The following is a 22,735-nucleotide window of genomic DNA, read 5'->3' as shown; positions in this document are numbered from 1 at the left end:
AAAGAACGGGAGACGGACCAGTGGCCGACAACGCGCGGGCTAAAAGGCTGGCGGACCTCATCCGAGAGGTGGTGGCCCAGAAGCTGCAGCGCGGGATCAAGGACCCGCGGCTCGGCACCCACGTCACCATCACGGACACCCGGGTCACGGGTGACCTCAGGGAGGCGACCGTCTTCTACACGGTGTACGGCGACGAGGAGGAGCGGAAGGCGGCCGCCGCCGGTCTGGAGAGCGCCAAGGGCATTCTCCGGTCCGAGGTCGGCCGTGCCGCCGGCGTGAAGTTCACGCCGACCCTCGCCTTCGTCGCGGACGCCCTCCCGGACACCGCCCGGAACATCGAGGACCTCCTCGACCGGGCGCGCCAGTCCGACGCGGCGGTCCGCGAGGCCTCCGCGGGCGCCGACTACGCCGGGGACGCCGACCCGTACAAGAAGCCGGGCGAAGAGACGGCCGACGAGACGGACGACGCCACCGAATGACCAGCAAGCCCACCCCGCCCGACGGCCTTGTCATCGTCGACAAGCCGTCGGGCTTCACCTCGCACGACGTCGTCGCCAAGATGCGGGGCATCGCCCGCACCCGCCGCGTCGGGCACGCCGGCACCCTCGACCCCATGGCCACGGGCGTCCTCGTCCTCGGCATCGAGCGGGCGACCAAGCTCCTCGGGCACCTCGCCCTCACGGAGAAGGAGTACCTGGGGACGATCCGCCTCGGGCAGAACACCGTCACGGACGACGCCGAGGGCGAGATCACCTCGTCCACCGACGCCTCCAAGGTCACCCGCGAGGCCGTCGACGCCGGCATCGCCAAGCTGACCGGCGCCATCATGCAGGTGCCGTCCAAGGTCAGCGCCATCAAGATCGACGGTGTCCGGTCGTACAAGCGCGCCCGGGACGGCGAGGACTTCGACATCCCGGCCCGCCCGGTGACCGTCTCCTCCTTCGCCGTGTACGACATCCGGGACGCCGTCGCCGAGGACGGCACCCCCGTCCTGGACCTGGTCGTCTCGGTGGTCTGCTCCTCCGGCACCTACATCCGCGCCCTCGCCCGCGACCTCGGGGCCGACCTCGGCGTCGGCGGGCACCTCACCGCGCTGCGCCGCACCCGCGTCGGACCGTACAAGCTGGACTCCGCGCGCACCCTCGACCAGCTCCAGCAGGAGCTGACCGTGATGCCGATCGCCGAGGCCGCCGGGGCCGCCTTCCGGCGCTGGGACGTCGACGCCAAGCGGGCCAGGCTGCTGCTCAACGGCGTACGCCTGGAGATGCCCGAGGTGTACGCGGACGCCGGTCCCGTCGCCGTGTTCGACCCCGAGGGCCGCTTCCTCGCGCTCGTCGAGGAGCAGAAGGGCAAGGCCAAGAGCCTCGCCGTCTTCGGCTGAACCACCCGGTGTGCCCGTGGAGCGGCGACCACGGGGTCTGGCGCCGCCGCCGCTCCACGGTCCCCCCTCGGTTCCCCCACCCCTAGGGTGTATCCACCCGCCCCGGGCTATTCACCCGACCGAGCAGGCGCTCGGAGTGAACCGGGGGAGCGGAGGGGGGCGCGTTCACCGCCCGCTCTGTCCCGCTGATCATTTCGCGCCTACGGTCGAAGACGAGGCACGGGTGTACGGGCGGGGAGGTTCGATCATGGCGGTACGCGGCCCGCGGACCGGGAGCGGTCGCCGGACGGCGGACGGTCCGCGGGAGGCACGGCAGGACCCGGGCCAGGACCCGGGCGCGGGGTTGGACGAGCGGCTGGTCCGGGTCCGCGACCTCGCCGGGCGCCCGCGCGGCACCGGCTTCCTGGCCGACCACCACGGCACGCTCGTCACCAGCCACGAGGCCGTCGACGGCCTCGCCCGGATCGTGCTGCACGCGGCCGACGGCCGCACCTGCGTGGTCGCCTCGGACGCGGTCACCCCGCTGCCCGCCCACGACCTCGCCCTGATCCGCACCGAGGGCCTCGGCGTGGACCCGCTCCCGATCACCGTACGGGAGCGCATCCCCGCCGGCACCTACGTCCGCATCGCCGCCGACCGCTGGCGCGAGGCCCGGGTGCTGGCCGCGACCCAGGTGACCTACACCGCCACCGACCGCTTCCACCTCCTCGAGGACGCCCTGGAGCTGGCGATCGGCACGGCGGGCCGCGACGCCCTGCGCCTGGGCGGTGGCGCCGCCGGCGGCCCGGTCCTGGACGCCGAGACCGGAGCCGTCCTCGCCGTCCTCGGCACAGCCCTCCAGTCCGGCCAACGCGACGTCGGCTTCGCCGTCCCCCTCCACCACCCCGACACCACCCCCCTCACCGACCTCCTCACCCGCAACGCCGCGACCGTCCCGGCCTACGGCCCCGATCTCAACCTCGCCGGCCTCCTGGAACTGACGGCGACCTCGGTGGGCCAGGACGGCCCCCCGGGCACCCTGGCCGGTTATGTGGGCCGCCCTCGCATGTCCACCCCCCGCACCGGAGCGCCCCAAAGGGGCGCGGGGAACTGCGCGACCAGCCCCCACTCACCCGCAGCCCCTCACTCACCTTCCGCACCACTCTCTGCGGAATACACCGACCCCGTACAACCCGTGGAACGAGCGGCCATCTCAAGGGAACTGTCGGCCTTCGCCGAAGGCACCCGCGGCCACGGCACGGTCCTTGCCCTCGTCGGCTCCCCCGGCACCGGCCGCACCACAGAACTCGCCGCCCTCGCCGCCCGCCGCAACCGCGAAGCGACCCCCACCCTCTGGCTCCGCGGCGCCGACCTCAAGGACGCCGACGACTCCGTGGCCGACGCGGCCCGCCGCTCCCTGGAGCGCGCCGTACGCATCGTCGCCGCCTCCCGCTCCCAGCTCCCCGGCGACCTCGGCGACCTCACCGTCGAACGGCTGGCCCGCCTCGCCGCCCGCGCCGGCCGCCCGCTCCTGCTCCTGCTGGACGGCCCCGAGGAGATGCCCCCCGTCCTCGCCCACCGGCTGCCGGCCTGGACCGCGGGCACCGCGGACTGGCTGCGCGACACCGGCACCCGTCTCCTGCTGGCCTGCCGCGAGGAGTACTGGGAGCGCGCCGGCACCGAGTTCCCGCCCGACCTGCTGCACCAGGGCACCGGTGAACCCTCCTGCGTCCGGCTCACCGACCTCACCCCCGACGAGGCCCGAAGCGCCCGCTCCCGCTACGGCATCCCCGACGGCCTCCTCACCGACCGCGACGCCCGGCACCCGCTCGCCCTGCGCCTGCTCGCCGAGGTCCGCGCCGCCCTCCCGGGCGCCGACACACCGGCCGACGGCCCGCTCGACCGGCACGACGTCTTCGCCGCCCACCTCGACCTGATGTGCCTGCGCATCGCGGTCCGGCTGGCCGCCGAGAACGGCCTGCGCGGTACGGCCGTACGACGGCTCGCCGCCCGCGTCTCCGGCCAGGTGCACGAGGCCGCCCGGCGCAGCCTCGGCCCGGGCCAGGGCGAGCTGGACCGCGAGTCGTTCGAGGCGGTGTTCCCCTGGGGACCCGTCCCGGCCCACCTCGGCGCCGGCTCCGGCTGGGCCTCCGCCGTGCTCACCGAGGGCCTGCTGGTGCCCGCCGGCGGCGGCTACCGCTTCGCCCACGAGGAGTTCGCCGACTGGATCCAGGGCATGCACCTGGACCTCGACGAGGCCCTGCACGCCCTCGTCCACCGCCCGCGCACCCCCCAGGGCGCCCACCCCCTGCCCGTCCCGCACCACCGGGTCGGCCCGGTCGTGCAGGCCCTGCTGCTCCTCGACCGCGAGTACGGCCCGTCCCGACTCGCGCCCAGACTGGACGAGTTGGCGCACGCCCTGGACCTGGACCCCGGCTCCTGGTGGGCCGCGCGACTGCTCGCCCAGACCCTGCTGCGGCTGCCCGACGCCATGCCGTACACCGGGGTGCTGCGGCTGCTCGCCGACCGGGTCGTGGGTCGGCAGCGCAGCGCGCCCGCCGAGTTCGGACCGGACTTCTGGACCGCGCTCGCGCTCCCCGACGCCGAACGCTTCGACCTGCTGCGGCGGCTGGTGCTCGCGGACGAGCCGCTGCCGGAGACCGCGGGCGTCGGGCGCTTCGGCGCCCGGCCGGTGGCCGAGGACACCCAGGGCCGGGAGGAGCCGCGCTATCTGGACGCCGTCGCCCGGCTGCTCGCCGCCCACTCCGCCGTCGTACAGCCGTATCTCACCCGGTGGTTCGACGACGAGCGGCCGCTGCCCGCGATGCCGCACGCCACCGTGGCGACCGCGGCCCAGGCGCTGCTGCACACCCATCGCCGGAGGGCGCTGGACGACCTGACCGAGGTGCTGGTGGACGCGGCACACCGGCGCGCCGACGAACTGCTCGGCGTCCTCGCCGAGGACGAGCCGTCGGCGCTCTGCCGGGCCGTCGACCGCTGGGCGCACGACGAACGCCCGGCCCGCCGGGTGGCCGCCGTCGCCCACGGGCTGCGCGCCGCCCCGCACGTCCGCAGCGAGCCCGACCGCGAACTCCTCCGCTACGCCGCGCTCGCCCTGCTCGCCCGCCCCGCCGACTGCACCCTGCACGGCGGCGCCCTCGCCCTCCTGGTCCGCGACCCGCGCACCCGCGCCCGCCATCTCCCGCAGGCGCTACGGCACTTCACCGCCGGCGACCTCCAGCTCACGCCCGCCGCCCTGGTCCCCGCCCTGGCCAGCCACCCCGACGAAGTCCTGGAGGCCTTCCGGGCCCGGCTGCGCGGACCGGAGGCCGGACCCGTGCTGCGCACCCTCGCCGAGGTCATCGTGCCCGCGCACGCCCAGCGGGTCACCGAGATCGTCCTGGAGGCCGCCGAACTGCGGCCGGAGCTGGCCGGACAGGTGGCCGGGTTCGTCGAACGGCGCCTCGGCCGCGGCGCCGAGGCCCGCACCGTACTCCTCCCGCTGGTCACCGGGCTGCTCGACGACGGCCCCGAGCCGGTGCGGGCCGCCCTCGCGACCGTGCTCGGCGCGGCCGGTCCCGCCGCCTCGCGCCCGCTGCGCCGGGAACTGCTGGAGTTCCTGCTCGCGCGTGAGCGGGACCCGGGCGTCCTGGACGCGCTGCTGCACGCGGCCGCCGCCCAGCGTGGGGAGGACGGCGACCAGAAGCGGGAACTGGTCCGGCGCACCGGGCTGCTGCTGGTCCGCACCCCGGACGGCGCGACCCGGTTCGACCGCGGACTGGTCGACCTCGGCCGGCACGTGCCCGGATTCGCCGCCCTGATGGCCCGCTGGCTCACCGACACCCCGGACGAATGGGCCGCGGTGGTCGGCCCCAGCACCCGCCGGATGCTGGGCAACCTGGCGGGCGTCCGGGTCCCCGCGTGACCGCCGACACGTGCGCCCGGTCACAGCGACCGTGCCGGTGTGAGCCGAGTGCGCCAAACATGGCACCCTTAGACCTGCGTAAGAGGGACAACGGACACAGGTTCGAGGAGCGGACACAGTGCAGCGCTGGCGTGGCTTGGAGGACATCCCCGAGGACTGGGGGCGCAGCGTCGTCACCATCGGTTCCTATGACGGGGTGCACCGCGGTCACCAGCTGATCATCCGGCATGCCGTGGACCGCGCCCGTCAGCTGGGCATCCCGGCCGTCGTCGTCACCTTCGACCCGCACCCCAGCGAGGTCGTCCGCCCCGGCAGCCACCCGCCGCTGCTCGCCCCGCACCACACCCGCGCCGAGTTGATGGCGGACCTGGGCGTGGACGCGGTGCTGATCCTGCCCTTCACCACCGAGTTCTCGAAGCTGTCGGCCGCCGACTTCGTGGTGAAGGTCCTGGTCGACAAGCTGCACGCCAAGGCGGTCGTCGAGGGCCCCAACTTCCGCTTCGGCCACAAGGCCGCGGGCAACGTGGAGTTCCTGATCGAGCAGGGCAAGGTGTACGACTTCGAGGTCGAGGTCGTCGACCTGTTCGTGCGCGGCGAGGCGGGCGGCGGCGAGCCGTTCTCCTCCACCCTGACCCGGCGCCTGGTCGCCGAGGGCGATCTCGCGGGCGCCCGCGAGATCCTGGGCCGCCCGCACCGGGTGGAGGGCGTGGTCGTGCGTGGCGCCCAGCGCGGCCGTGAGCTGGGCTTCCCCACCGCCAACGTGGAGACCCTCCCGCACACCGCGATCCCCGCCGACGGCGTCTACGCCGGTTACCTGCACGCGCAGGGCGAGATCATGCCCGCCGCGATCTCCGTCGGCACCAACCCGCAGTTCGACGGCACCGAGCGCACGGTGGAGGCGTACGCCATCGACCGCGTCGGCCTCGACCTGTACGGCCTGCACGTCGCCGTCGACTTCCTGGCCTACGTCCGCGGCCAGGCCAAGTTCGACTCCCTCGACGCCCTGCTGGAGCAGATGGCCGAGGACGTCAAGCGCTGCCGTGAACTGGTGGCGGCCGAGGACGCCTGACCTCCGGGTCCCCTACGCCGAAGGGCGGCCGGTGCGCTGACGCACCGGCCGCCCTTCGGCGTTTCGGCTACTGCTGCGGTCCCTGCGGGGGCGGTCCCTGCGGCTGCTGGGGCGGCTGCGGGGCCGCCGCCTGCTCGGGTGCCGGCGGCACGGGCTGACCGCCGGGTTGACCGGGCTGACCGGGCTGGCCCGGCTGCGGGAAGCCGTAGCCGCCGGGCGGCGGGGTCGGGGGAGCGACGGGCGGCTGGGCACCGGCCTGCGGGTAGCCGTATCCCGGCTGCGGCTGCGGCTGCGGCTGCGGGGGATACGGCTGTACCTGCGGGGGCTGCTGCGGCGGATAGGGCGGCTGGGCGGCGGGGGGCTGGGGCTGGCCGTAGAGCTCCTGCTGCGGCGGGTACGGCTGCGGCGGCTGCTGCGGATACGGCTGTCCGGGCGCGTACGGCTGCTGCGGCTGACCCGGCGCGTACTGCTGCGGGCCGGGCTGGCCGGGGAAGGGTTGGCCGGGCATCGGCGGGGCGGCCACCGGCGGCGGGTTGCCGTCGCTGGTCCACAGGCCGTGCATCTGCTGGTGCCGTACGAAGTCCTCGGCGACCATCGCGGCGAGGTTGAAGTACGCCTCGCGCACCTTCGGCCGCATCATGTCGAGGTCGACCTCGGCACCGGCGGACAGGTGCTCGTCGAAGGGAACGACCACCACACCCCGGCAGCGCGTCTCGAAGTGCGACACGATGTCCTCGACCTTGATCATCTTGCCGGTCTCGCGCACCCCGGAGATGACCGTGAGGGAGCGGGACACCAGGTCGGCGTAGCCGTGCGCGGACAGCCAGTCCAGGGTCGTACTGGCACTGCTCGCGCCGTCCACCGACGGCGTCGAGATGATGATCAGCTGGTCGGCGAGGTCGAGCACCCCGCGCATGGCGCTGTAGAGCAGACCGGTGCCGGAGTCGGTGAGGATGATCGGGTACTGCTTGCCGAGCACGTCGATCGCGCGCCGGTAGTCCTCGTCGTTGAACGTGGTCGAGACGGCCGGGTCGACGTCGTTGGCGATGATCTCCAGGCCGGACGAGGCCTGCGAGGTGAAGCGCCGGATGTCCATGTAGGAGTTGAGGTACGGGATCGCCTGGACCAGGTCACGGATGGTGGCCCCGGTCTCCCGGCGCACCCGGCGGCCGAGGGTGCCGGCGTCCGGGTTGGCGTCGATGGCGAGGATCTTGTCCTGCCGCTCGGTGGCGAGGGTCGAGCCGAGCGCGGTGGTCGTGGTGGTCTTGCCGACCCCGCCCTTGAGGCTGATCACCGCTATCCGGTAGCAGGACAGCACGGGCGTGCGGATCAGCTCCAGCTTCCGCTGCCGCTCGGCCTCCTCCTTCTTACCGCCGATCTTGAACCGGGAGGACGCGGCGGCGGGCCGGCCGCTCTTGGCCTTCTGCTTCTTGTTGTTGAGCAGCCGGTCGGACGACAGCTCCACGGCAGCGGTGTAACCGAGCGGCGCGGCACCGGGGTTGGTCATCTGCCGCTGGTCGTGCTGGATGGGCTGCGGCCAGGCCGCACCGGCACGGGGGTCGACCGGAGGCTGGGGCGCCTGCGGTGCCTGGGGCGCCTGCGGTGCCTGGACCTCGTACTCGGGCCGAGGGGCCGGAGCGGGCTGGGCGGCGCGCGGGTCCTGGGGGGCCTGCGGCTGCTGGGGCGGTTGCGGGGCGTGCGGTGCCTGCGGTGCCTGCGGTGCCTGCGGGAAGCCGTAGCCGCCGGGCTGGGCCGGGGGCACGGGGGGCTGCGCGGCCGGCTGCGGGAAGCCGTAGCCGGCCGGCGCGGGTGCCTGGGGCACGGGAGCGCCGGGGTAGCCGTAGCCGCCCGGCGCCTGCGGCGGGACGGGGGCACCCGGCTGCGGGAAGCCGTAACCGCCCTGCGCGCCGGGCGCGGGGGGCTGCGGGACCGGCGGCTGCGGCGGTTGCTGCGGCTGCTGCGCCGCGTACGGCTGGCCCGGCTGCGGGGGCGCGGGCTGGTGCCAGGCGGCCGGGGCGGGCTGCGGAGCCTGCGGCTGGAACGGCTGCGGCGGCTCGGGCACGCCCGCGGGGCCCTGTGCTGCGATCGGCTGGGGCTGCGGCGGCCCCGGTGTGGGCTCGGGCGCCACCGTCGGCTGGGCCGGCCACTGGGCGGCCGGCGCGGGGGCCGCGGGCTGGTACGACGGCGGCAGCGGCGGCACCACCGCGGGCGGCGTCGGCGGTGCGGCCCAAGGGGTGGCCACGATGTCCTCGGGAGCCGGGGGCGCGTCCTGCGGCGCGGGAGCGGCGGGTACGGCGTCCTGAGGCGCGGGGGGCGCGTCGTCCTCGGGCTCCGCGCTGTCCTCGGCGGCTACGGGGGCAACGGCGTCCTCGGCCGCGGTGTCCGGCTCGCCGTCGGAGCCGACTTCCTCCTCGCCGTCGACGACCGCGTCCTGGTGCTCGTCCTCTTCGGCGCTGTCGGCGCTGTCGTCCTCGTCCACCGTGTCGGCGGCGTCGAGGGAGACCTCCTCGTCGCCGTCCCCTGCGGCCTGCTCGTCCTCGTCGCCGATGACGTCACTGGTGGCGTCGGCCGAGTCGGCGACATCGGCCACGCCGACGGACGCGACCGGCTCGGGAGCCTCGGCCGCCTCCTCTGCCTCGGCGTCCGCCGAGGGCACGACGACGTCGGCTTCCTTCTCCTCGGCACGACCCTGCTCGGCGGCCTCGGCCATCTCGCGCTTCAGCGCGACGGCGGAGAACCGCATCGTCGCCCCGCTCTCCAGGTCACCGTTGTCCGGCTCCGGCTCCGGCGTCAGGTTCGTCTCCGGCTCCAGGTCCCGCGCGGGCTCGGCTGCCTGCTCCTCGGCGGCAGGCCGCTGCGGCTCGAAACCGACCGGCAGCTTCGGCACGGCGGTCGGGCCGGCGACGGGCGCGGCGGGCTCAGCGACCGGCTCCGGCGGAGCGACCGGTGCCGGTGGTGCCACTGGCACTGGTGCCGGTGCCGGTGCCGGCGGAGTGAACGGCGGACTCGGCGCGGCGGCGGCCGGAGGCGTGAACGGTGCTCCAGGCGTCGTCGTAGGCGGCGGCGGGGTGAAGGGTGCACCCGGCGTCGACGTGGGCGCAGGAGTGAACGGCGCCGCGGGCGTTGACGCGGCCGGCGGGGTGAACGGCGCCCCCGGCGTCGAGGTCGGCGGCGGAGTGAACGGTCCCGGCGCCCCACCCCCCTGCTGGGCATGCGGAGGCGGCGTCAGCCCGGGGATTGGCGCACCCGGCGGGAACGGTGAACGAGGATGACCGGCAGGCGTCGTACCGGAACCAGGCGCACCCGCCCCTGCCCCCGAGCCCGCACCATCCCCCGGCCCACCGGCGTCCGTCCCCGGCCCACCGGAACCCTCGGCCGCGTTCTGCGTGTACCAGGCGGGCGGGGCGTAGTCGATGGTGAACTCGCCCGTCATCTCGTTGAGGGACTCGGCGTCGGGCTGGTCATCGCCGGGTGTGGCCCAGCCCCCGCGCGTCCCGTCCCGATCGCTGCTCACAGTTCCTCCTGGTGTGGTCGAGCACCCTCATGCCGTGCCGGCGCGACGACCATGTCGTGTCGTTCTCAGCATCCGTATTCGTGTGAGGTAGTCCGATCCACCGGCTCTCCCCCCGGGAGCACCGACGCCGTGTTCACGGTCCTGACGTCGCGCCCCCTCCCAGCCTAATCACCACGAGCCGCACCTCGGCAGGCCCGTCCGTCTCTCTGCGGACGCCCACCTGGTCACACGGTGCCCGGAAGTGGTGTGCACAGCCTTCCTCTTGCCGAACAATCCGTGAACGAAACGGGCAAGAAACGTCAGTTCGGGCGTCGAGTCCGCGGTGGGGGCGGGGGCAGGGTGAGCGCGTGTTCGCGCGAGCACCGACGAACTGGCCCCAGAAGACGGGGCATTGCGCGCGAATGCGACGGAGGGCGGGGGAGTGTGTCCGCGCCTGCCGCCGGGGACGAGATACGGCAGACCACTACGAGGAGAGCCTCCCCAAGGAGGGCGCCCCGGCCCCTGGTCCAGGGCACCGGCACGAGGATCGCCGGCATCCGCGACGAGGGCGAGGTGGTCATCGTCGACCCGAACACCGACAAGAAGCTGTGGCGCGCGCGGACGCCCTCAGTCCGCGAGGCCCGCCGCCGACGACAAGCGCGTCGGCGGCGCCGGGAACGGCTGACCGCGCAGTCGGCCCACGGGCCGGGCCCGGCCGGGGCGGCACCCGCGCGTGCCGCGCCCCATGTCCCCCGTCCGCCGCGTCACCCGTCTACTGGGCGGCGAGGCCCCCGTTGCGCTCGTTCGGCTCCAGGTCGAACTCGCCGTCCCGCGCGCCCAGCACGAACGCCGTCCACTCCGCCTCCGTGTACCGCAGCACGGTGTCCGGGTCGAGGGACGACCGCATGGCCACCGCCCCCTCCGGCAGATAGGCGATCTCGACCCGCTCCTCGTCCTGCTCGGTACCGGGCGCGCAGTGCCACTCGACGCCCGAGATGTCGAGCGCGTAGAGCGCGTCCCGTTCCCGCTCCTTGCGCGCCTTCATCTCCTCAGCCGTCTCGCTCATCCCGCAGCGACCCCTTCCCGACGTACGTAAGCTGTGACGGTCACACTACTGGCGGTCGTATCGGCCCGTCGGGGCTTGTGGATCCCCGGTCGGAGCCGCCCACCGGCACTGGTACCCTGGACGACGGCCGTTTGTGTACGCACCTCCGGAATCCCCAGCGGACCCCGGAGGCAGCGCCCAGCGGACCTCGCCACCCGAGTAGTGGAAGCTTCCCCGCGATGAAGACCGGGGCGCTCGGTGGCCACTCACAGCCTGAGGAGTACGCGTGTCGCTCGACGCCGCCACGAAGAAGCAGATCATCTCGGAGTTCGGTACCAAGGAGGGTGACACCGGCTCCCCCGAGGTCCAGGTCGCCATGCTCTCGCGCCGGATCTCCGACCTGACGGAGCACCTCAAGACCCACAAGCACGACCACCACTCCCGTCGTGGTCTGCTGATCCTGGTCGGTCAGCGCCGTCGCCTCCTGCAGTACCTGGCGAAGAAGGACATCCAGCGCTTCCGTACGCTGGTCGACCGCCTGGGCATCCGCCGTGGTGCGGCGGGCGCCAAGTAAGACGCCGTGAAGGGAGCGGTTCCCGGAGACACCCGGGACCGCTCCCTTTGCCGTACGTGCTGAAAACAGCGCCGGACGTACGACCGCACGCCCGGCCGTACGTGCGGAAACGTGCGGAGTGTCACTCACGCTTTGTAGTGTGGTAGCACAACGCAGTACGGACGACACAGCACGACAACGAATCAGGAGAAGCGCACCCAAGCCGCCGCCGGTCCTCGGTAGTGGCCCCCGGGGGGAAGCGAGCCCCGGGTGCTTCGATCGAAGACCGGCCCGCACGACCGGCGCGCTTCTCCGCCACCGTCCCCCTGCCACACGGGCAGGGAGTGACGAAAGACGACAAGTAACGGAGAAAACGCTAGTGGAGAACGAGACCCACTACGCCGAGGCCGTCATCGACAACGGCGCCTTCGGCACCCGCACCATCCGCTTCGAGACGGGCCGCCTGGCCAAGCAGGCCGCCGGCTCCGCCGTGGCGTACCTGGACGACGACACCATGGTGCTGTCGGCCACCACCGCCTCCAAGAACCCCAAGGACCAGCTCGACTTCTTCCCCCTCACGGTGGACGTCGAGGAGCGGATGTACGCCGCCGGCAAGATCCCGGGTTCCTTCTTCCGCCGTGAGGGCCGGCCGAGCGAGGACGCGATCCTCACCTGCCGCCTGATCGACCGCCCGCTGCGCCCGTCCTTCAAGAAGGGCCTGCGCAACGAGATCCAGGTCGTCGCCACGATCATGGCGCTCAACCCCGACCACCTGTACGACGTCGTCGCGATCAACGCCGCGTCCGCGTCCACCCAGCTGGCCGGCCTGCCCTTCTCCGGCCCGATCGGCGGCGTCCGCGTCGCGCTGATCAACGGCCAGTGGGTCGCCTTCCCGACGCACACCGAGCTCGAGGACGCCGTCTTCGACATGGTGGTCGCCGGTCGCGCCCTGGAGGACGGCGACGTCGCGATCATGATGGTCGAGGCCGAGGCCACCGACAAGACCATCCAGCTGGTCAAGGGCGGCGCCGAGGCGCCCACCGAGGAGGTCGTCGCCGCCGGTCTGGAGGCCGCGAAGCCCTTCATCAAGGTCCTCTGCAAGGCGCAGGCCGACCTCGCCGCGAAGGCCGCCAAGCCGACCGGCGAGTTCCCGATCTTCCTCGACTACCAGGACGACGTCCTGGAGGCGCTGTCCGCCGCCGTCCGCCCGGAGCTGGCCTCCGCGCTGACCATCGCGGGCAAGCAGGAGCGCGAGGCCGAGCTGGACCGCGTCAAGGGTCTGGCCGCCGAGAAGCTGCTCCCGGAGTTCGAGGGCCGCGAGAAGGAGATCTCCGCCGCGTACCGCTCGCTCACCAAGCAGCTGGTCCGCGAGCGCGTGATCAAGGAGAAGAAGCGCATCGACGGCCGCGGTGTCACGGACATCCGTACGCTCGCCGCCGAGGTCGAGGCCATCCCGCGGGTGCACGGTTCCGCGGTGTTCGAGCGTGGTGAGACCCAGATCCTGGGCGTCACCACCCTCAACATGCTCCGGATGGAGCAGCAGCTGGACACCCTCTCCCCGGTGACCCGCAAGCGCTACATGCACAACTACAACTTCCCGCCGTACTCCACCGGCGAGACCGGCCGCGTCGGCTCCCCGAAGCGCCGCGAGATCGGCCACGGCGCCCTCGCCGAGCGCGCCCTCGTGCCGGTCCTGCCGACGCGCGAGGAGTTCCCCTACGCGATCCGCCAGGTCTCCGAGGCCCTGAGCTCCAACGGCTCGACGTCCATGGGCTCGGTCTGCGCCTCCACCATGTCGCTGCTGAACGCCGGTGTGCCGCTGAAGGCCCCCGTCGCCGGTATCGCCATGGGGCTGATCTCCCAGGACATCGACGGCGAGACGCACTACGTCACCCTCACCGACATCCTCGGTGCGGAGGACGCCTTCGGCGACATGGACTTCAAGGTCGCCGGCACCAAGGAGTTCGTGACCGCCCTCCAGCTCGACACCAAGCTGGACGGCATCCCGGCCTCCGTCCTGGCCGCCGCGCTGAAGCAGGCCCGGGACGCCCGCCTCCACATCCTCGACGTGATGATGGAAGCGATCGACAAGCCGGACGAGATGTCCCCGAACGCCCCGCGGATCATCACCGTCAAGATCCCCGTGGACAAGATCGGCGAGGTCATCGGCCCCAAGGGCAAGATGATCAACCAGATCCAGGAGGACACCGGCGCCGAGATCACCATCGAGGACGACGGCACCATCTACATCGGTGCCGCCGACGGCCCGTCCGCCGAGGCCGCCCGTACGACCATCAACGGCATCGCCAACCCGACGATGCCCGAGGTCGGCGAGCGCTACCTGGGCACGGTCGTGAAGACGACCACCTTCGGTGCGTTCGTCTCCCTGCTGCCCGGCAAGGACGGTCTGCTGCACATCTCGCAGATCCGCAAGCTGGCCGGCGGCAAGCGCGTGGAGAACGTCGAGGACGTCCTCGGTGTGGGCCAGAAGGTCCAGGTCGAGATCGCCGAGATCGACTCCCGCGGCAAGCTCTCCCTCATCCCCGTGATCGAGGGCGAGGAAGGTTCCGACGAGGACGCGAAGGACGACACCGACAAGTGACGTCGAGCAGCTCCACGGCGACGGCCCGCACCTCCTCGGAGGCGCGGGCCGTCGCCCGTACCCAAACCCTGATCAAGGGCGAGAACGGCATCGGCACGGTCCGCAAGACGACCCTCCCCGGCGGCCTGCGCATCGTCACCGAGACCCTGCCCTCGGTCCGCTCCGCGACCTTCGGCATCTGGGCCCACGTCGGATCCCGCGACGAGACCCCCGCCCTGAACGGCGCCACCCACTACCTGGAGCACCTGCTCTTCAAGGGCACCACGCGCCGCTCCGCCCTGGACATCTCCTCCGCCATCGACGCGGTCGGCGGCGAGATGAACGCGTTCACGGCGAAGGAGTACACGTGCTACTACGCGCGCGTGCTCGACACCGACCTGCCGCTCGCCATCGACGTCGTCTGCGACATGCTGACGGGCTCGCTGATCCTGGAAGACGACGTCAACGTCGAGCGGGGCGCGATCCTCGAAGAGATCGCCATGACCGAGGACGACCCGGGCGACTGCGTGCACGACCTGTTCGCGCACACCATGTTCGGCGACAACGCCCTCGGCCGCCCGGTCCTCGGCACCGTCGACACGGTCAACGCCCTCACCGCCGACCGCATCCGCCGCTTCTACAAGAAGCACTACGACCCCACCCACCTGGTGGTCGCAGCGGCCGGCAACATCGACCACAACAAGGTCGTACGACAGGTCCGCGCGGCCTTCGAGAAGGCGGGCGCCTTCAAGACCGCCGCGGCCGCCCCGATCGCCCCGCGCGACGGCAGCCGTACGATCCGCACCGCCGGCCGCGTCGAACTCCTCGGCCGCAAGACCGAGCAGGCGCACGTCGTCCTCGGCATGCCAGGGCTCGCCCGCACCGACGACCGCCGCTGGGCGCTCGGCGTGCTCAACACCGCCCTCGGCGGCGGCATGTCCTCCCGGCTCTTCCAGGAGGTCCGCGAGAAGCGAGGCCTGGCCTACAGCGTGTACTCGTACACCTCCGGCTTCGCCGACTGCGGCCTGTTCGGCGTCTACGCCGGCTGTCGCCCCTCGCAGGTCCACGACGTGCTGAAGATCTGCCGGGACGAACTCGACCAGGTCGCCGAGAACGGCCTGCCGGACGACGAGATCGGCCGTGCCATCGGCCAGCTCCAGGGCTCCACGGTCCTCGGCCTGGAGGACACCGGCGCGCTGATGAACCGTATCGGCAAGAGCGAACTGTGCTGGGGCGAGCAGATGTCCGTCGACGACATGCTGGCCCGGATAGCGGCGGTGACCCCGGACGACGTCCGCTCGGTCGCCCGCGAGATCCTGGGACAGCGCCCCTCGCTGTCGGTCATCGGCCCGCTCAAGGACAAACAGGCCGCACGCCTGCACGACGCCGTCGCCTGACACCCCACCGGTAAGGCCCCTCCCGTAAGGAACGAACGAAGATGAGCAAGCTGCGCGTGGCGGTCCTCGGCGCCCAGGGCCGGATCGGCTCCGAGGCGGTCAAGGCCGTCGAGGCCGCCGAGGACATGGAGCTGGTCGCCGCCCTCGGCCGGGGCGACAAGCTGGAGGCGCTGGCCGAGTCCGGCGCCCAGGTCGCCGTCGAACTCACCACCCCCGCCTCGGTCATGGGCAACCTCGACTTCTGCGTGCGCCACGGCATCCACGCGGTCGTCGGCACGACGGGCTGGACCGACGAACGCCTCGCGCAGCTGACGGGCTGGCTCGCCCAGTCCCCGGAGACCGGCGTGCTCATCGCCCCGAACTTCTCCATCGGCGCCGTGCTGACCATGAAGTTCGCCCAGATCGCCGCCCCGTACTTCGAGTCGGTGGAGGTCATCGAGCTCCACCACCCGAACAAGGTCGACGCCCCCTCCGGCACCGCCACCCGCACCGCTCAGCTCATCGCCGAGGCCCGCCGCGCGGCCGGCACCGCCCCGGCCCCGGACGCCACGGTGACCGCCCTGGACGGCGCCCGGGGAGCCGACGTCGACGGCATCCCGGTCCACGCGGTCCGCCTCCGCGGCCTCCTCGCCCACCAGGAGGTCCTCCTCGGCGGCGAGGGCGAGACCCTCACCGTCCGCCACGACTCCCTCCACCACAGCAGCTTCATGCCGGGCATCCTGCTCGGCGCCCGCCGCGTGGTCACCACTCCGGGCCTGACCTTCGGCCTGGAGAACTTCCTCGACCTGGGCTGATACGGGACCTCTGACATGCGCGCGAAGATCTCCTACGCCGTCACGGCCGCCGTCCTGCTCTTCTACTTCGTCCTGGTCGGCAGCCGTGGCGTGATGCTCATCCAGACCGGCACGCTCCTCACCGTCACCTTCGGCGTGGCGGTGCTGATCCTGCCGGTCATCGGTCTCTGGTTCCTCTGGAAGAACACCCAGTTCGTCCGCAAGGCCAACGCCCTCGCCACCGAACTCGACGCCGAGGGCGGCCTGCCCGTGGACGAGCTCAAGCGCACCCCCGGCGGCCGCATCGACCGGGACTCCGCCGACGAGGTCTTCGCCAAGCGCAAGGCCGAGACCGAGGCCGCTCCCGACGACTGGCGCAGCTGGTTCCGCCTCGCCGTCGCCTACCACGACGCCCGCGACACCCCGCGCGCCCGCAAGGCGATGCAGCGCGCCATCGCCCTCCACGACGGCAGGCCGGTGGAGGCCTGAGCGGTCGCGCCCTGAAGGGGCGCTGGGGGCCCCGGCCGAAGGCTGGGGGAGGAACTGCGCGACCAGCAACAACGGCGCCGCAGACGAAAGACGCCACATCACGGCACGTCCCGCGGAGCTACCCGCGCCCGTACTCCGAGGCCCACGCCTCCACCGCGTCCGCCGCGAGATCGAAGGCCGACGACCGGCCCACGAAATCCATCCCGTGCGTGGTCAGCAGCGGCGCGATGTCCTCCGCCGACCGGTCCTTGCGTACGAGGGTCAGCGCCTGCCCCTGCACCGTGCGCGGCAGCCCCAGCCAGCGCACCGGCTGCTGTGCCGTACGCACCGAGACGATCCGCTTCCAGGGCACGGTCCGCGTGTACAGCAGACCCACCTGGCGCACTCCGTGCGCGCTCACCCACACGCCCATGCGCAATATCCGCAGCGCGGCGGCGATGATCAGCAGCGCGATGCCGAGAACCGCCCCGGCGGAGGACAGCGAACCGGTCAGGGCCAGCGCGACCGCCGCGAACAGCACGAACGAGGCGAGCAGCAGCCACAGGGCGGCCCCGCCCACACGCCACGGCCCGGGCCGGTAGGGGCGCCGCCAGCGCTCCCGGTCGTCGTAGGGCAGCGCGGTGTCGGGTGCCGCGTCAAAGGTGCGGTCGGCCGTCAGGAAGGGCAGGGGCACGGCTGGTCCTCACTCAATCCATGCGTGGGCTGTGCCCGGTGAGGCTATCCGGCCATGTCCCCGCTCACCACTCACGGGGGGCTGGAAGAGTCAGTGCCCCTGGGAGGCCTGTGACTGCTGGGTCTGCGTGTCGGAGGGCGTGGACAGCGCCGGCATGGCGAGGACCAGGGAGCCCACGAGCCCGGCCACGAGAGTGAGCCCGAGCAGCCACCGCCCGGCTATCTGACCGGCGGACGACCGCTGACGGGGTGGGGGAGCGACATTGCTGCGGAACCTGTCGGCTTCGGCGAGGAAGGCGAACGGGACGGGTTCACGCCGACGGAGCATGGTGGTGCTTCTCCTCTCGGAGATCGAAAGAATGTCTGTCATCTACACAGACGGGCGAGTGCCCCAAAAGGTGCCCGGTTTCGCCGAATTCACAGAAATTCGCCGCCGTATGTCGTGCCCCGGCACCGAACGCCCCGATGTCAGTGCCGGGCCGTAGAGTGGGCGCCGCCCGAGAGAAGTGATGGAAGGACCCTCCGAGCCGTGACCGACACCCCCGCCGACGACCTCAAGCCCAGCTTCCGGAGCGATGTCACCGTCGAACTGGTCAAGCACAGCGCGGCCGACTCCGACGTACTGTGGGCCGCCCGCGTCTCCACCGCCGGCGAGCAGTCCCTGGACGAGCTGAAGAAGGACCCGGAGCGCTCCAAGGGCCTCATCAACTACCTCATGCGCGACCGGCACGGCAGCCCCTTCGAGCACAACTCGATGACCTTCTTCATCAGCGCCCCGATCTTCGTCTTCCGCGAGTTCATGCGGCACCGGGTGGGGTGGTGCATCGCCGGGGACACGGAGATCACGCTGGAGAGCGAGGCCGGTCAGCTGCGCCGTCGCACCATCGCCGACCTGTACAAGCTCTGGCACCTGGGTGTCGAGGACCGTCTGCCGCACTCGGCCGGTGGTGTCACCTGGCACAGTCGGGCGGGCAAGTGGATGGCCCAGGTGCGACGCGGCGACACCAACCACTACCTCGGCCTGTACGAGAACCGCGAGGCGGCCGAGTCGGCCGTCGCGGAGTTCCGGGAGCTGCACCCCAGCACCCGTATCCGCAAGCTCGAATCGGTCCGCCGCAACCACGTGCGCTGCTATGACGAGGAGACCCTGCTCGCCCAGCGCGCCAGGATCGTCGACGTGATCGAGTCGGGTGTGAAGCCGCTCATCAAGATCACCACAGCCTCGGGCAAGACCCTCCGCTGCACGGTCGACCACGCCCTCTTCACCCCCGAGGGATGGTGCAAGGCGGGAGAGCTCACCGTCGGGGACGCCGTCCTGGTCTCCGGTACGGCGCCGCGCCCGTCGCAGGGGCTGGTCCCGCCGAGCCTGCGCCGCGGCATCGGCGTGTGGAGCTCGATGCAGCGCGAGCGGCTGATCAAGGAGACCGACACCTGCCATCTGTGCGGTCGGGACTTCCCGCGCGAGCAACTCGCCCTGGACCACGTCGTCCCGGTGGCCGGTGACCTGCTCCAGGCCCTCGACGAGAAGAACCTCGCTCCGGCCTGCGAACCGTGTCACGCGACCAAGAGCGCGGGGGAGCAGGCGCTGGCCCAGCGCGATGGCAAGGTCGCCAAGGCGGTGCCGGACCAGGTCGTCGCCATCGAGGCCGACGGCGAGGAGATGACGTACGACCTCTCCGTGGAAGGCCCCTGGCACAACTTCCTTGCGAACGGATTCGTCGTCCACAACTCGTACAACGAGGAGTCCGGCCGCTACCGCGAGCTCGAGCCGGTCTTCTACGTCCCCGGCGAGGACCGCAAGCTGGTGCAGCAGGGGCGTCCCGGCAAGTACGAGTTCGTGCCGGGCACCACGGCCCAGCAGGAGATCGTGGAGCGCTCGATGCAGGAGTCGTACATCCAGGCGTACGAGCGCTACCAGGAGATGCTCGCCGCCGGTGTCGCCCGTGAGGTGGCTCGTGCGGTGCTTCCGGTCGGGCTGTTCTCCTCCATGTACGCCACCTGCAACGCCCGCTCGCTGATGCACTTCCTCGGGCTGCGTACCCAGCACGAGCTGGCCAAGGTGCCGTCCTTCCCGCAGCGGGAGATCGAGATGGTGGGCGAGAAGATGGAGGCGGAGTGGGCCAGGCTCATGCCGCTGACCCACGCCGCCTTCAACGCCAACGGCCGTGTCGCGCCGTAACCCGGCCTTCTGCTCGCGCTCGGCACAGATGTACGGATCAGCCTCCTGAAGTGTCCGTATTGCGGCATTTAGCGAAGTTCATCTAGCCTGATCAAACGGACCCGGCACTGCTTGAACCCCCGAGCAGGCAGTGCCGGGCTCCGCATTTGTCCGGACTTTCCCCGCACCCCAAGGGCAGACCGCGCCGTGAGCACCGAGTAGCGTGTAACCCATGGCTCCGACCTCCACTCCGCAGACCCCCTTCGGGCGGGTCCTCACCGCCATGGTCACGCCCTTCACGGCGGACGGCGCGCTCGACCTCGACGGCGCGCAGCGGCTCGCAACCCACCTGGTGGACGCAGGCAACGACGGCCTGATCATCAACGGCACCACCGGTGAGTCGCCCACCACCAGCGACGCGGAGAAATCGGAGCTGGTACGAGCGGTACTGGAGGCGGTCGGCGACCGCGCCCACGTCGTCGCCGGCGTCGGCACCAACGACACCCACCACAGCATCGAGCTGGCCCGCCAGGCCGAGCGCGACGGCGCCCACGGCCTGCTCGTCGTCACGCCGTACTACAACAAGCCCCCGCAGGAGGGCCTGTACCGGCACTTCACGGCCGTCGCCGACGCCGCCGGGCTGCCCGTCATGCTCTACGACATCCCCGGCCGCAGCGGCGTCCCGATCAACACCGAGACACTCGTCCGCCTCGCCGAGCACCCGAGGATCGTCGCCAACAAGGACGCCAAGGGCGACCTGGGCCGCGCGAGCTGGGCCATCGCGCGGTCCGGTCTGGCCTGGTACTCCGGCGACGACATGCTCAACCTGCCGCTGCTCTCCGTGGGCGCCGTCGGATTCGTGTCGGTCGTCGGCCACCTGGTCACCCCCGACCTGCGGGCGCTCGTCGACGCCTACACCTCGGGTGATGTCGTCAAGGCCGCCGAGATCCACCAGAAGCTGCTCCCGGTGTACACCGGCATGTTCCGCACCCAGGGCGTCATGACCACCAAGGCCGCGCTCGCCCTCCTGGGACTGCCCGCCGGACCCCTGCGCGCCCCGATGGTCGAATGTTCGGCCGAGGAGATCGCCCAGCTCAAGATCGATCTTGCTGCTGGCGGGGTACAGATCTGACAACAGACTTCGCGCGGCTGTCCGCGCAGCAAGGCTTCACAACTGAATAAGCGGGACCACCGGTGTGCCCGCACCCACACAACGACAACTGCTTATGCACGAACGTCACGCACGCCACGTGCCCGACCGGTACGTGGCGTGCGTGGTGAGGAGAGTCTTTTGAGTCATCCGCATCCTGAACTCGCCCCGCCGCCGAAGCTCCCCGAAGGCGCCCTGCGGGTCACCCCGCTCGGCGGCCTCGGCGAGATCGGCCGAAACATGACCGTCTTCGAGTACGGCGGCCGCCTGCTGATCGTCGACTGCGGAGTGCTCTTCCCCGAGGAGGAGCAGCCCGGAATCGACCTGATCCTGCCGGACTTCTCGTCCATCCGGGACCGCCTCGACGATGTCGAGGGCATCGTCCTCACGCACGGCCACGAGGACCACATCGGCGGCGTCCCCTTCCTCCTCCGCGAGAAGCCGGACATCCCGCTGATCGGCTCCAAGCTGACCCTCGCCCTCATCGAGGCCAAGCTCCAGGAGCACCGGATCCGCCCCTACACCCTGGAAGTGGCGGAGGGCCAGCGCGAGCGCGTCGGTCCCTTCGACTGCGAGTTCATCGCCGTCAACCACTCCATCCCGGACGCCCTCGCCGTGGCCATCCGGACCCCCGCCGGCATGGTCGTCCACACCGGCGACTTCAAGATGGACCAGCTCCCGCTGGACAACCGGCTGACAGATCTACACGCGTTCGCACGGCTGAGCGAGGAGGGCATCGACCTCCTCCTGGCCGACTCGACCAACGCCGAGGTGCCGGGATTCGTCCCGCCCGAGCGCGACATCACGAACGTCCTGCGCCAGGTCTTCGCCGGAGCCCGCAAGCGGATCATCGTGGCGAGCTTCGCCAGCCACGTCCACCGCATCCAGCAGATTCTGGACACGGCTCACGAGTACGGCCGCCGGGTCGCCTTCGTCGGCCGCTCCATGGTCCGCAACATGGGCATCGCCCGGGACCTCGGCTACCTCAAGGTCCCGCCGGGCCTGGTGGTCGACGTCAAGACGCTCGACGACCTGCCCGACCACGAGGTGGTCCTGGTCTGCACGGGCTCCCAGGGCGAGCCGATGGCGGCCCTGTCCCGGATGGCCAACCGCGACCACCAGATCCGCATCGTCGAGGGCGACACGGTCATCCTGGCCTCGTCCCTCATCCCCGGGAACGAGAACGCGGTCTACCGCGTCATCAACGGCCTGACCCGCTGGGGCGCCAACGTCGTCCACAAGGGCAACGCCAAGGTGCACGTATCCGGCCACGCCTCCGCCGGCGAGCTGCTGTACTTCTACAACATCTGCCGGCCGAAGAACCTGATGCCGGTCCACGGCGAATGGCGGCACCTGCGCGCCAACGCCGAGCTGGGCGCCCTCACCGGCGTCCCGCACGACCGCATCGTCATCGCCGAGGACGGTGTCGTCGTCGACCTCGTCGCCGGCAAGGCGAAGATCTCCGGCAAGGTCCAGGCGGGCTACGTGTACGTCGACGGCCTCTCCGTCGGCGATGTCGGCGAACCGGCCCTCAAGGACCGCAAGATCCTCGGCGACGAGGGCATCATCTCGGTCTTCGTCGTCGTCGACTCGTCCACCGGCAAGATCACGGGCGGTCCCCACGTCCAGGCCCGGGGCTCCGGCATCGACGACTCGGCGTTCGCCGACGTCATCCCGAAGATCTCGGAGGTCCTGGAGCGCTCGGCCCAGGACGGCGTCGTGGAACCCCACCAGCTGCAGCAACTCATCCGCAGGACCCTCGGCAAGTGGGTTTCGGACACGTATCGGCGCAGGCCGATGATCCTCCCGGTGGTCGTGGAGGTCTGACCCAACCCGGAGCGGGGTCCCTCGATTTGCATCGAGGGACCCCGCTCCAGTACGTTTACGGCTCCGCCCGACGGGGAACCCCAGTGCTTCATGGACTGGACCCGGTCACCCGGACCGGGTGGAAATTCCGACTCAGAACTTCTGATAAAGTCGGAACCGCCGGAAAGGGAAACGCGAGAGCGGAAACCTGGAAAGCGCCGAGGAAATCGGATCGGAAAACGGTCTGATAGAGTCGGAAACGCA

The 22,735-nt window shown here is 71.8% G+C and carries 15 protein-coding genes and 3 pseudogenes; 14 read left to right on the top strand and 4 right to left on the bottom strand.

The genetic code is table 11. From position 1 onward, the window contains the following. Window positions 1-20 precede the first annotated feature (20 nt). The 4 genes from rbfA (at window position 21) to ACGFZS_RS30220 (ending at window position 6,354) form a co-directional block, all read left to right on the top strand. Window positions 21-479 carry a 30S ribosome-binding factor RbfA gene (gene rbfA, locus ACGFZS_RS30235; RefSeq protein ID WP_365691346.1) on the top strand — a complete coding sequence of 153 codons (459 nt, stop codon included), beginning with the start codon at window positions 21-23 and terminating at the stop codon, window positions 477-479. Continuing rightward, window positions 476-1,381 (top strand): tRNA pseudouridine(55) synthase TruB, encoded by a 906-nt coding sequence (gene truB / locus ACGFZS_RS30230; protein ID WP_393797746.1) that lies wholly within the window; start codon window positions 476-478, stop codon window positions 1,379-1,381. The genes rbfA and truB overlap by 4 nt, the downstream gene beginning before the upstream one ends. A gap of 247 nt (window positions 1,382-1,628) precedes the next feature. Beyond that, window positions 1,629-5,285 carry a trypsin-like peptidase domain-containing protein gene (locus ACGFZS_RS30225; RefSeq protein WP_393797745.1) on the top strand — a complete coding sequence of 1,219 codons (3,657 nt, stop codon included), beginning with the start codon at window positions 1,629-1,631 and terminating at the stop codon, window positions 5,283-5,285. A 118-nt stretch (window positions 5,286-5,403) separates the two neighbouring features. Continuing rightward, window positions 5,404-6,354, top strand: coding sequence for a bifunctional riboflavin kinase/FAD synthetase (locus ACGFZS_RS30220; RefSeq protein WP_359216162.1), 951 nt, complete (start codon window positions 5,404-5,406; stop codon window positions 6,352-6,354). A 67-nt stretch (window positions 6,355-6,421) separates the two neighbouring features. On the opposite strand, the gene ACGFZS_RS30215 is transcribed toward ACGFZS_RS30220, so the two are convergent. Together ACGFZS_RS30215 and ACGFZS_RS30210 are read right to left on the bottom strand one after the other, a co-directional pair. Then, window positions 6,422-9,868, bottom strand: coding sequence for an SCO5717 family growth-regulating ATPase (locus ACGFZS_RS30215; protein WP_393797744.1), 3,447 nt, complete (start codon window positions 9,866-9,868; stop codon window positions 6,422-6,424). Between the two features lie 751 nt (window positions 9,869-10,619). Next, window positions 10,620-10,913 carry a DUF397 domain-containing protein gene (locus tag ACGFZS_RS30210; RefSeq protein WP_393797743.1) on the bottom strand — a complete coding sequence of 98 codons (294 nt, stop codon included), beginning with the start codon at window positions 10,911-10,913 and terminating at the stop codon, window positions 10,620-10,622. Window positions 10,914-11,178: 265 nt separating this feature from the next. Here ACGFZS_RS30210 and rpsO point away from each other — a divergent pair, with 265 nt between their 5' ends. The 5 genes from rpsO (at window position 11,179) to ACGFZS_RS30185 (ending at window position 16,685) form a co-directional block, all read left to right on the top strand. Then, on the top strand, window positions 11,179-11,466 hold the full coding sequence (gene rpsO, locus ACGFZS_RS30205; RefSeq protein WP_033529274.1) for a 30S ribosomal protein S15: 288 nt from the start codon (window positions 11,179-11,181) through the stop codon (window positions 11,464-11,466). A 358-nt stretch (window positions 11,467-11,824) separates the two neighbouring features. After that, window positions 11,825-14,047, top strand: coding sequence for a polyribonucleotide nucleotidyltransferase (locus ACGFZS_RS30200; RefSeq protein ID WP_362338575.1), 2,223 nt, complete (start codon window positions 11,825-11,827; stop codon window positions 14,045-14,047). Beyond that, window positions 14,044-15,423, top strand: a complete 1,380-nt coding sequence (locus ACGFZS_RS30195) for a pitrilysin family protein (RefSeq protein WP_359216172.1) — start codon at window positions 14,044-14,046, stop codon at window positions 15,421-15,423. The genes ACGFZS_RS30200 and ACGFZS_RS30195 overlap by 4 nt, the downstream gene beginning before the upstream one ends. 41 nt (window positions 15,424-15,464) lie before the next feature. After that, window positions 15,465-16,217, top strand: coding sequence for a 4-hydroxy-tetrahydrodipicolinate reductase (gene dapB, locus ACGFZS_RS30190; RefSeq protein WP_393797742.1), 753 nt, complete (start codon window positions 15,465-15,467; stop codon window positions 16,215-16,217). A 15-nt stretch (window positions 16,218-16,232) separates the two neighbouring features. Then, complete coding sequence (locus ACGFZS_RS30185) at window positions 16,233-16,685, top strand: hypothetical protein (protein ID WP_393797741.1); 453 nt, start codon at window positions 16,233-16,235, stop codon at window positions 16,683-16,685. Between the two features lie 118 nt (window positions 16,686-16,803). Here ACGFZS_RS30185 and ACGFZS_RS30180 read toward each other — a convergent pair whose 3' ends face one another. Continuing rightward, window positions 16,804-17,358: a hypothetical protein gene (locus tag ACGFZS_RS30180; RefSeq protein WP_393668853.1), complete on the bottom strand. Its 555-nt coding sequence runs from the start codon at window positions 17,356-17,358 to the stop codon at window positions 16,804-16,806. 90 nt (window positions 17,359-17,448) lie between these two features. Continuing rightward, window positions 17,449-17,685, bottom strand: coding sequence for a hypothetical protein (locus ACGFZS_RS30175; protein ID WP_359216182.1), 237 nt, complete (start codon window positions 17,683-17,685; stop codon window positions 17,449-17,451). A 201-nt stretch (window positions 17,686-17,886) separates the two neighbouring features. Here ACGFZS_RS30175 and ACGFZS_RS30170 point away from each other — a divergent pair. From ACGFZS_RS30170 to ACGFZS_RS30150, 5 genes and pseudogenes are all read left to right on the top strand, one after another. Then, a pseudogene (locus tag ACGFZS_RS30170) lies at window positions 17,887-18,177 on the top strand (FAD-dependent thymidylate synthase); the annotation flags it as partial. After that, window positions 18,157-19,083, top strand: a pseudogene (locus tag ACGFZS_RS30165) (HNH endonuclease); the annotation flags it as partial. The pseudogenes ACGFZS_RS30170 and ACGFZS_RS30165, both read left to right, overlap by 21 nt. Window positions 19,084-19,086: 3 nt before the next feature. Then, a pseudogene (gene thyX / locus ACGFZS_RS30160) lies at window positions 19,087-19,536 on the top strand (FAD-dependent thymidylate synthase); the annotation flags it as partial. 211 nt (window positions 19,537-19,747) lie between these two features. Next, a complete protein-coding gene (gene dapA, locus ACGFZS_RS30155; protein ID WP_365691366.1) occupies window positions 19,748-20,647 on the top strand; it encodes a 4-hydroxy-tetrahydrodipicolinate synthase in 900 nt (299 codons plus the stop codon). Window positions 20,648-20,806: 159 nt separating this feature from the next. Beyond that, window positions 20,807-22,492, top strand: coding sequence for a ribonuclease J (locus ACGFZS_RS30150; RefSeq protein WP_393539947.1), 1,686 nt, complete (start codon window positions 20,807-20,809; stop codon window positions 22,490-22,492). The last annotated feature ends 243 nt before the right edge of the window (window positions 22,493-22,735 follow it).

The organism is Streptomyces sp. NPDC048288 (assembly GCF_043201555.1).
GTDB lineage: Bacteria > Actinomycetota > Actinomycetes > Streptomycetales > Streptomycetaceae > Streptomyces.
The sequence above is the reverse complement of the archived record's forward strand: the minus strand, read 5'-3'. Positions and strand labels throughout refer to the sequence as shown.

Excerpts from the sequence above, each read along its gene's own strand:
- dapB (WP_393797742.1), top strand. The coding sequence starts at position 15,465 with ATGAGCAAGCTGCGCGTGGCGGTCCTCGGCGCCCAGGGCCGGATCGGC.
- dapA (WP_365691366.1), top strand. The coding sequence starts at position 19,748 with ATGGCTCCGACCTCCACTCCGCAGACCCCCTTCGGGCGGGTCCTCACC.
- ACGFZS_RS30225 (WP_393797745.1), top strand. The coding sequence starts at position 1,629 with ATGGCGGTACGCGGCCCGCGGACCGGGAGCGGTCGCCGGACGGCGGAC.
- truB (WP_393797746.1), top strand. The coding sequence starts at position 476 with ATGACCAGCAAGCCCACCCCGCCCGACGGCCTTGTCATCGTCGACAAG.
- ACGFZS_RS30185 (WP_393797741.1), top strand. The coding sequence starts at position 16,233 with ATGCGCGCGAAGATCTCCTACGCCGTCACGGCCGCCGTCCTGCTCTTC.
- ACGFZS_RS30210 (WP_393797743.1), bottom strand. The coding sequence starts at position 10,913 with ATGAGCGAGACGGCTGAGGAGATGAAGGCGCGCAAGGAGCGGGAACGG.
- ACGFZS_RS30175 (WP_359216182.1), bottom strand. The coding sequence starts at position 17,685 with ATGCTCCGTCGGCGTGAACCCGTCCCGTTCGCCTTCCTCGCCGAAGCC.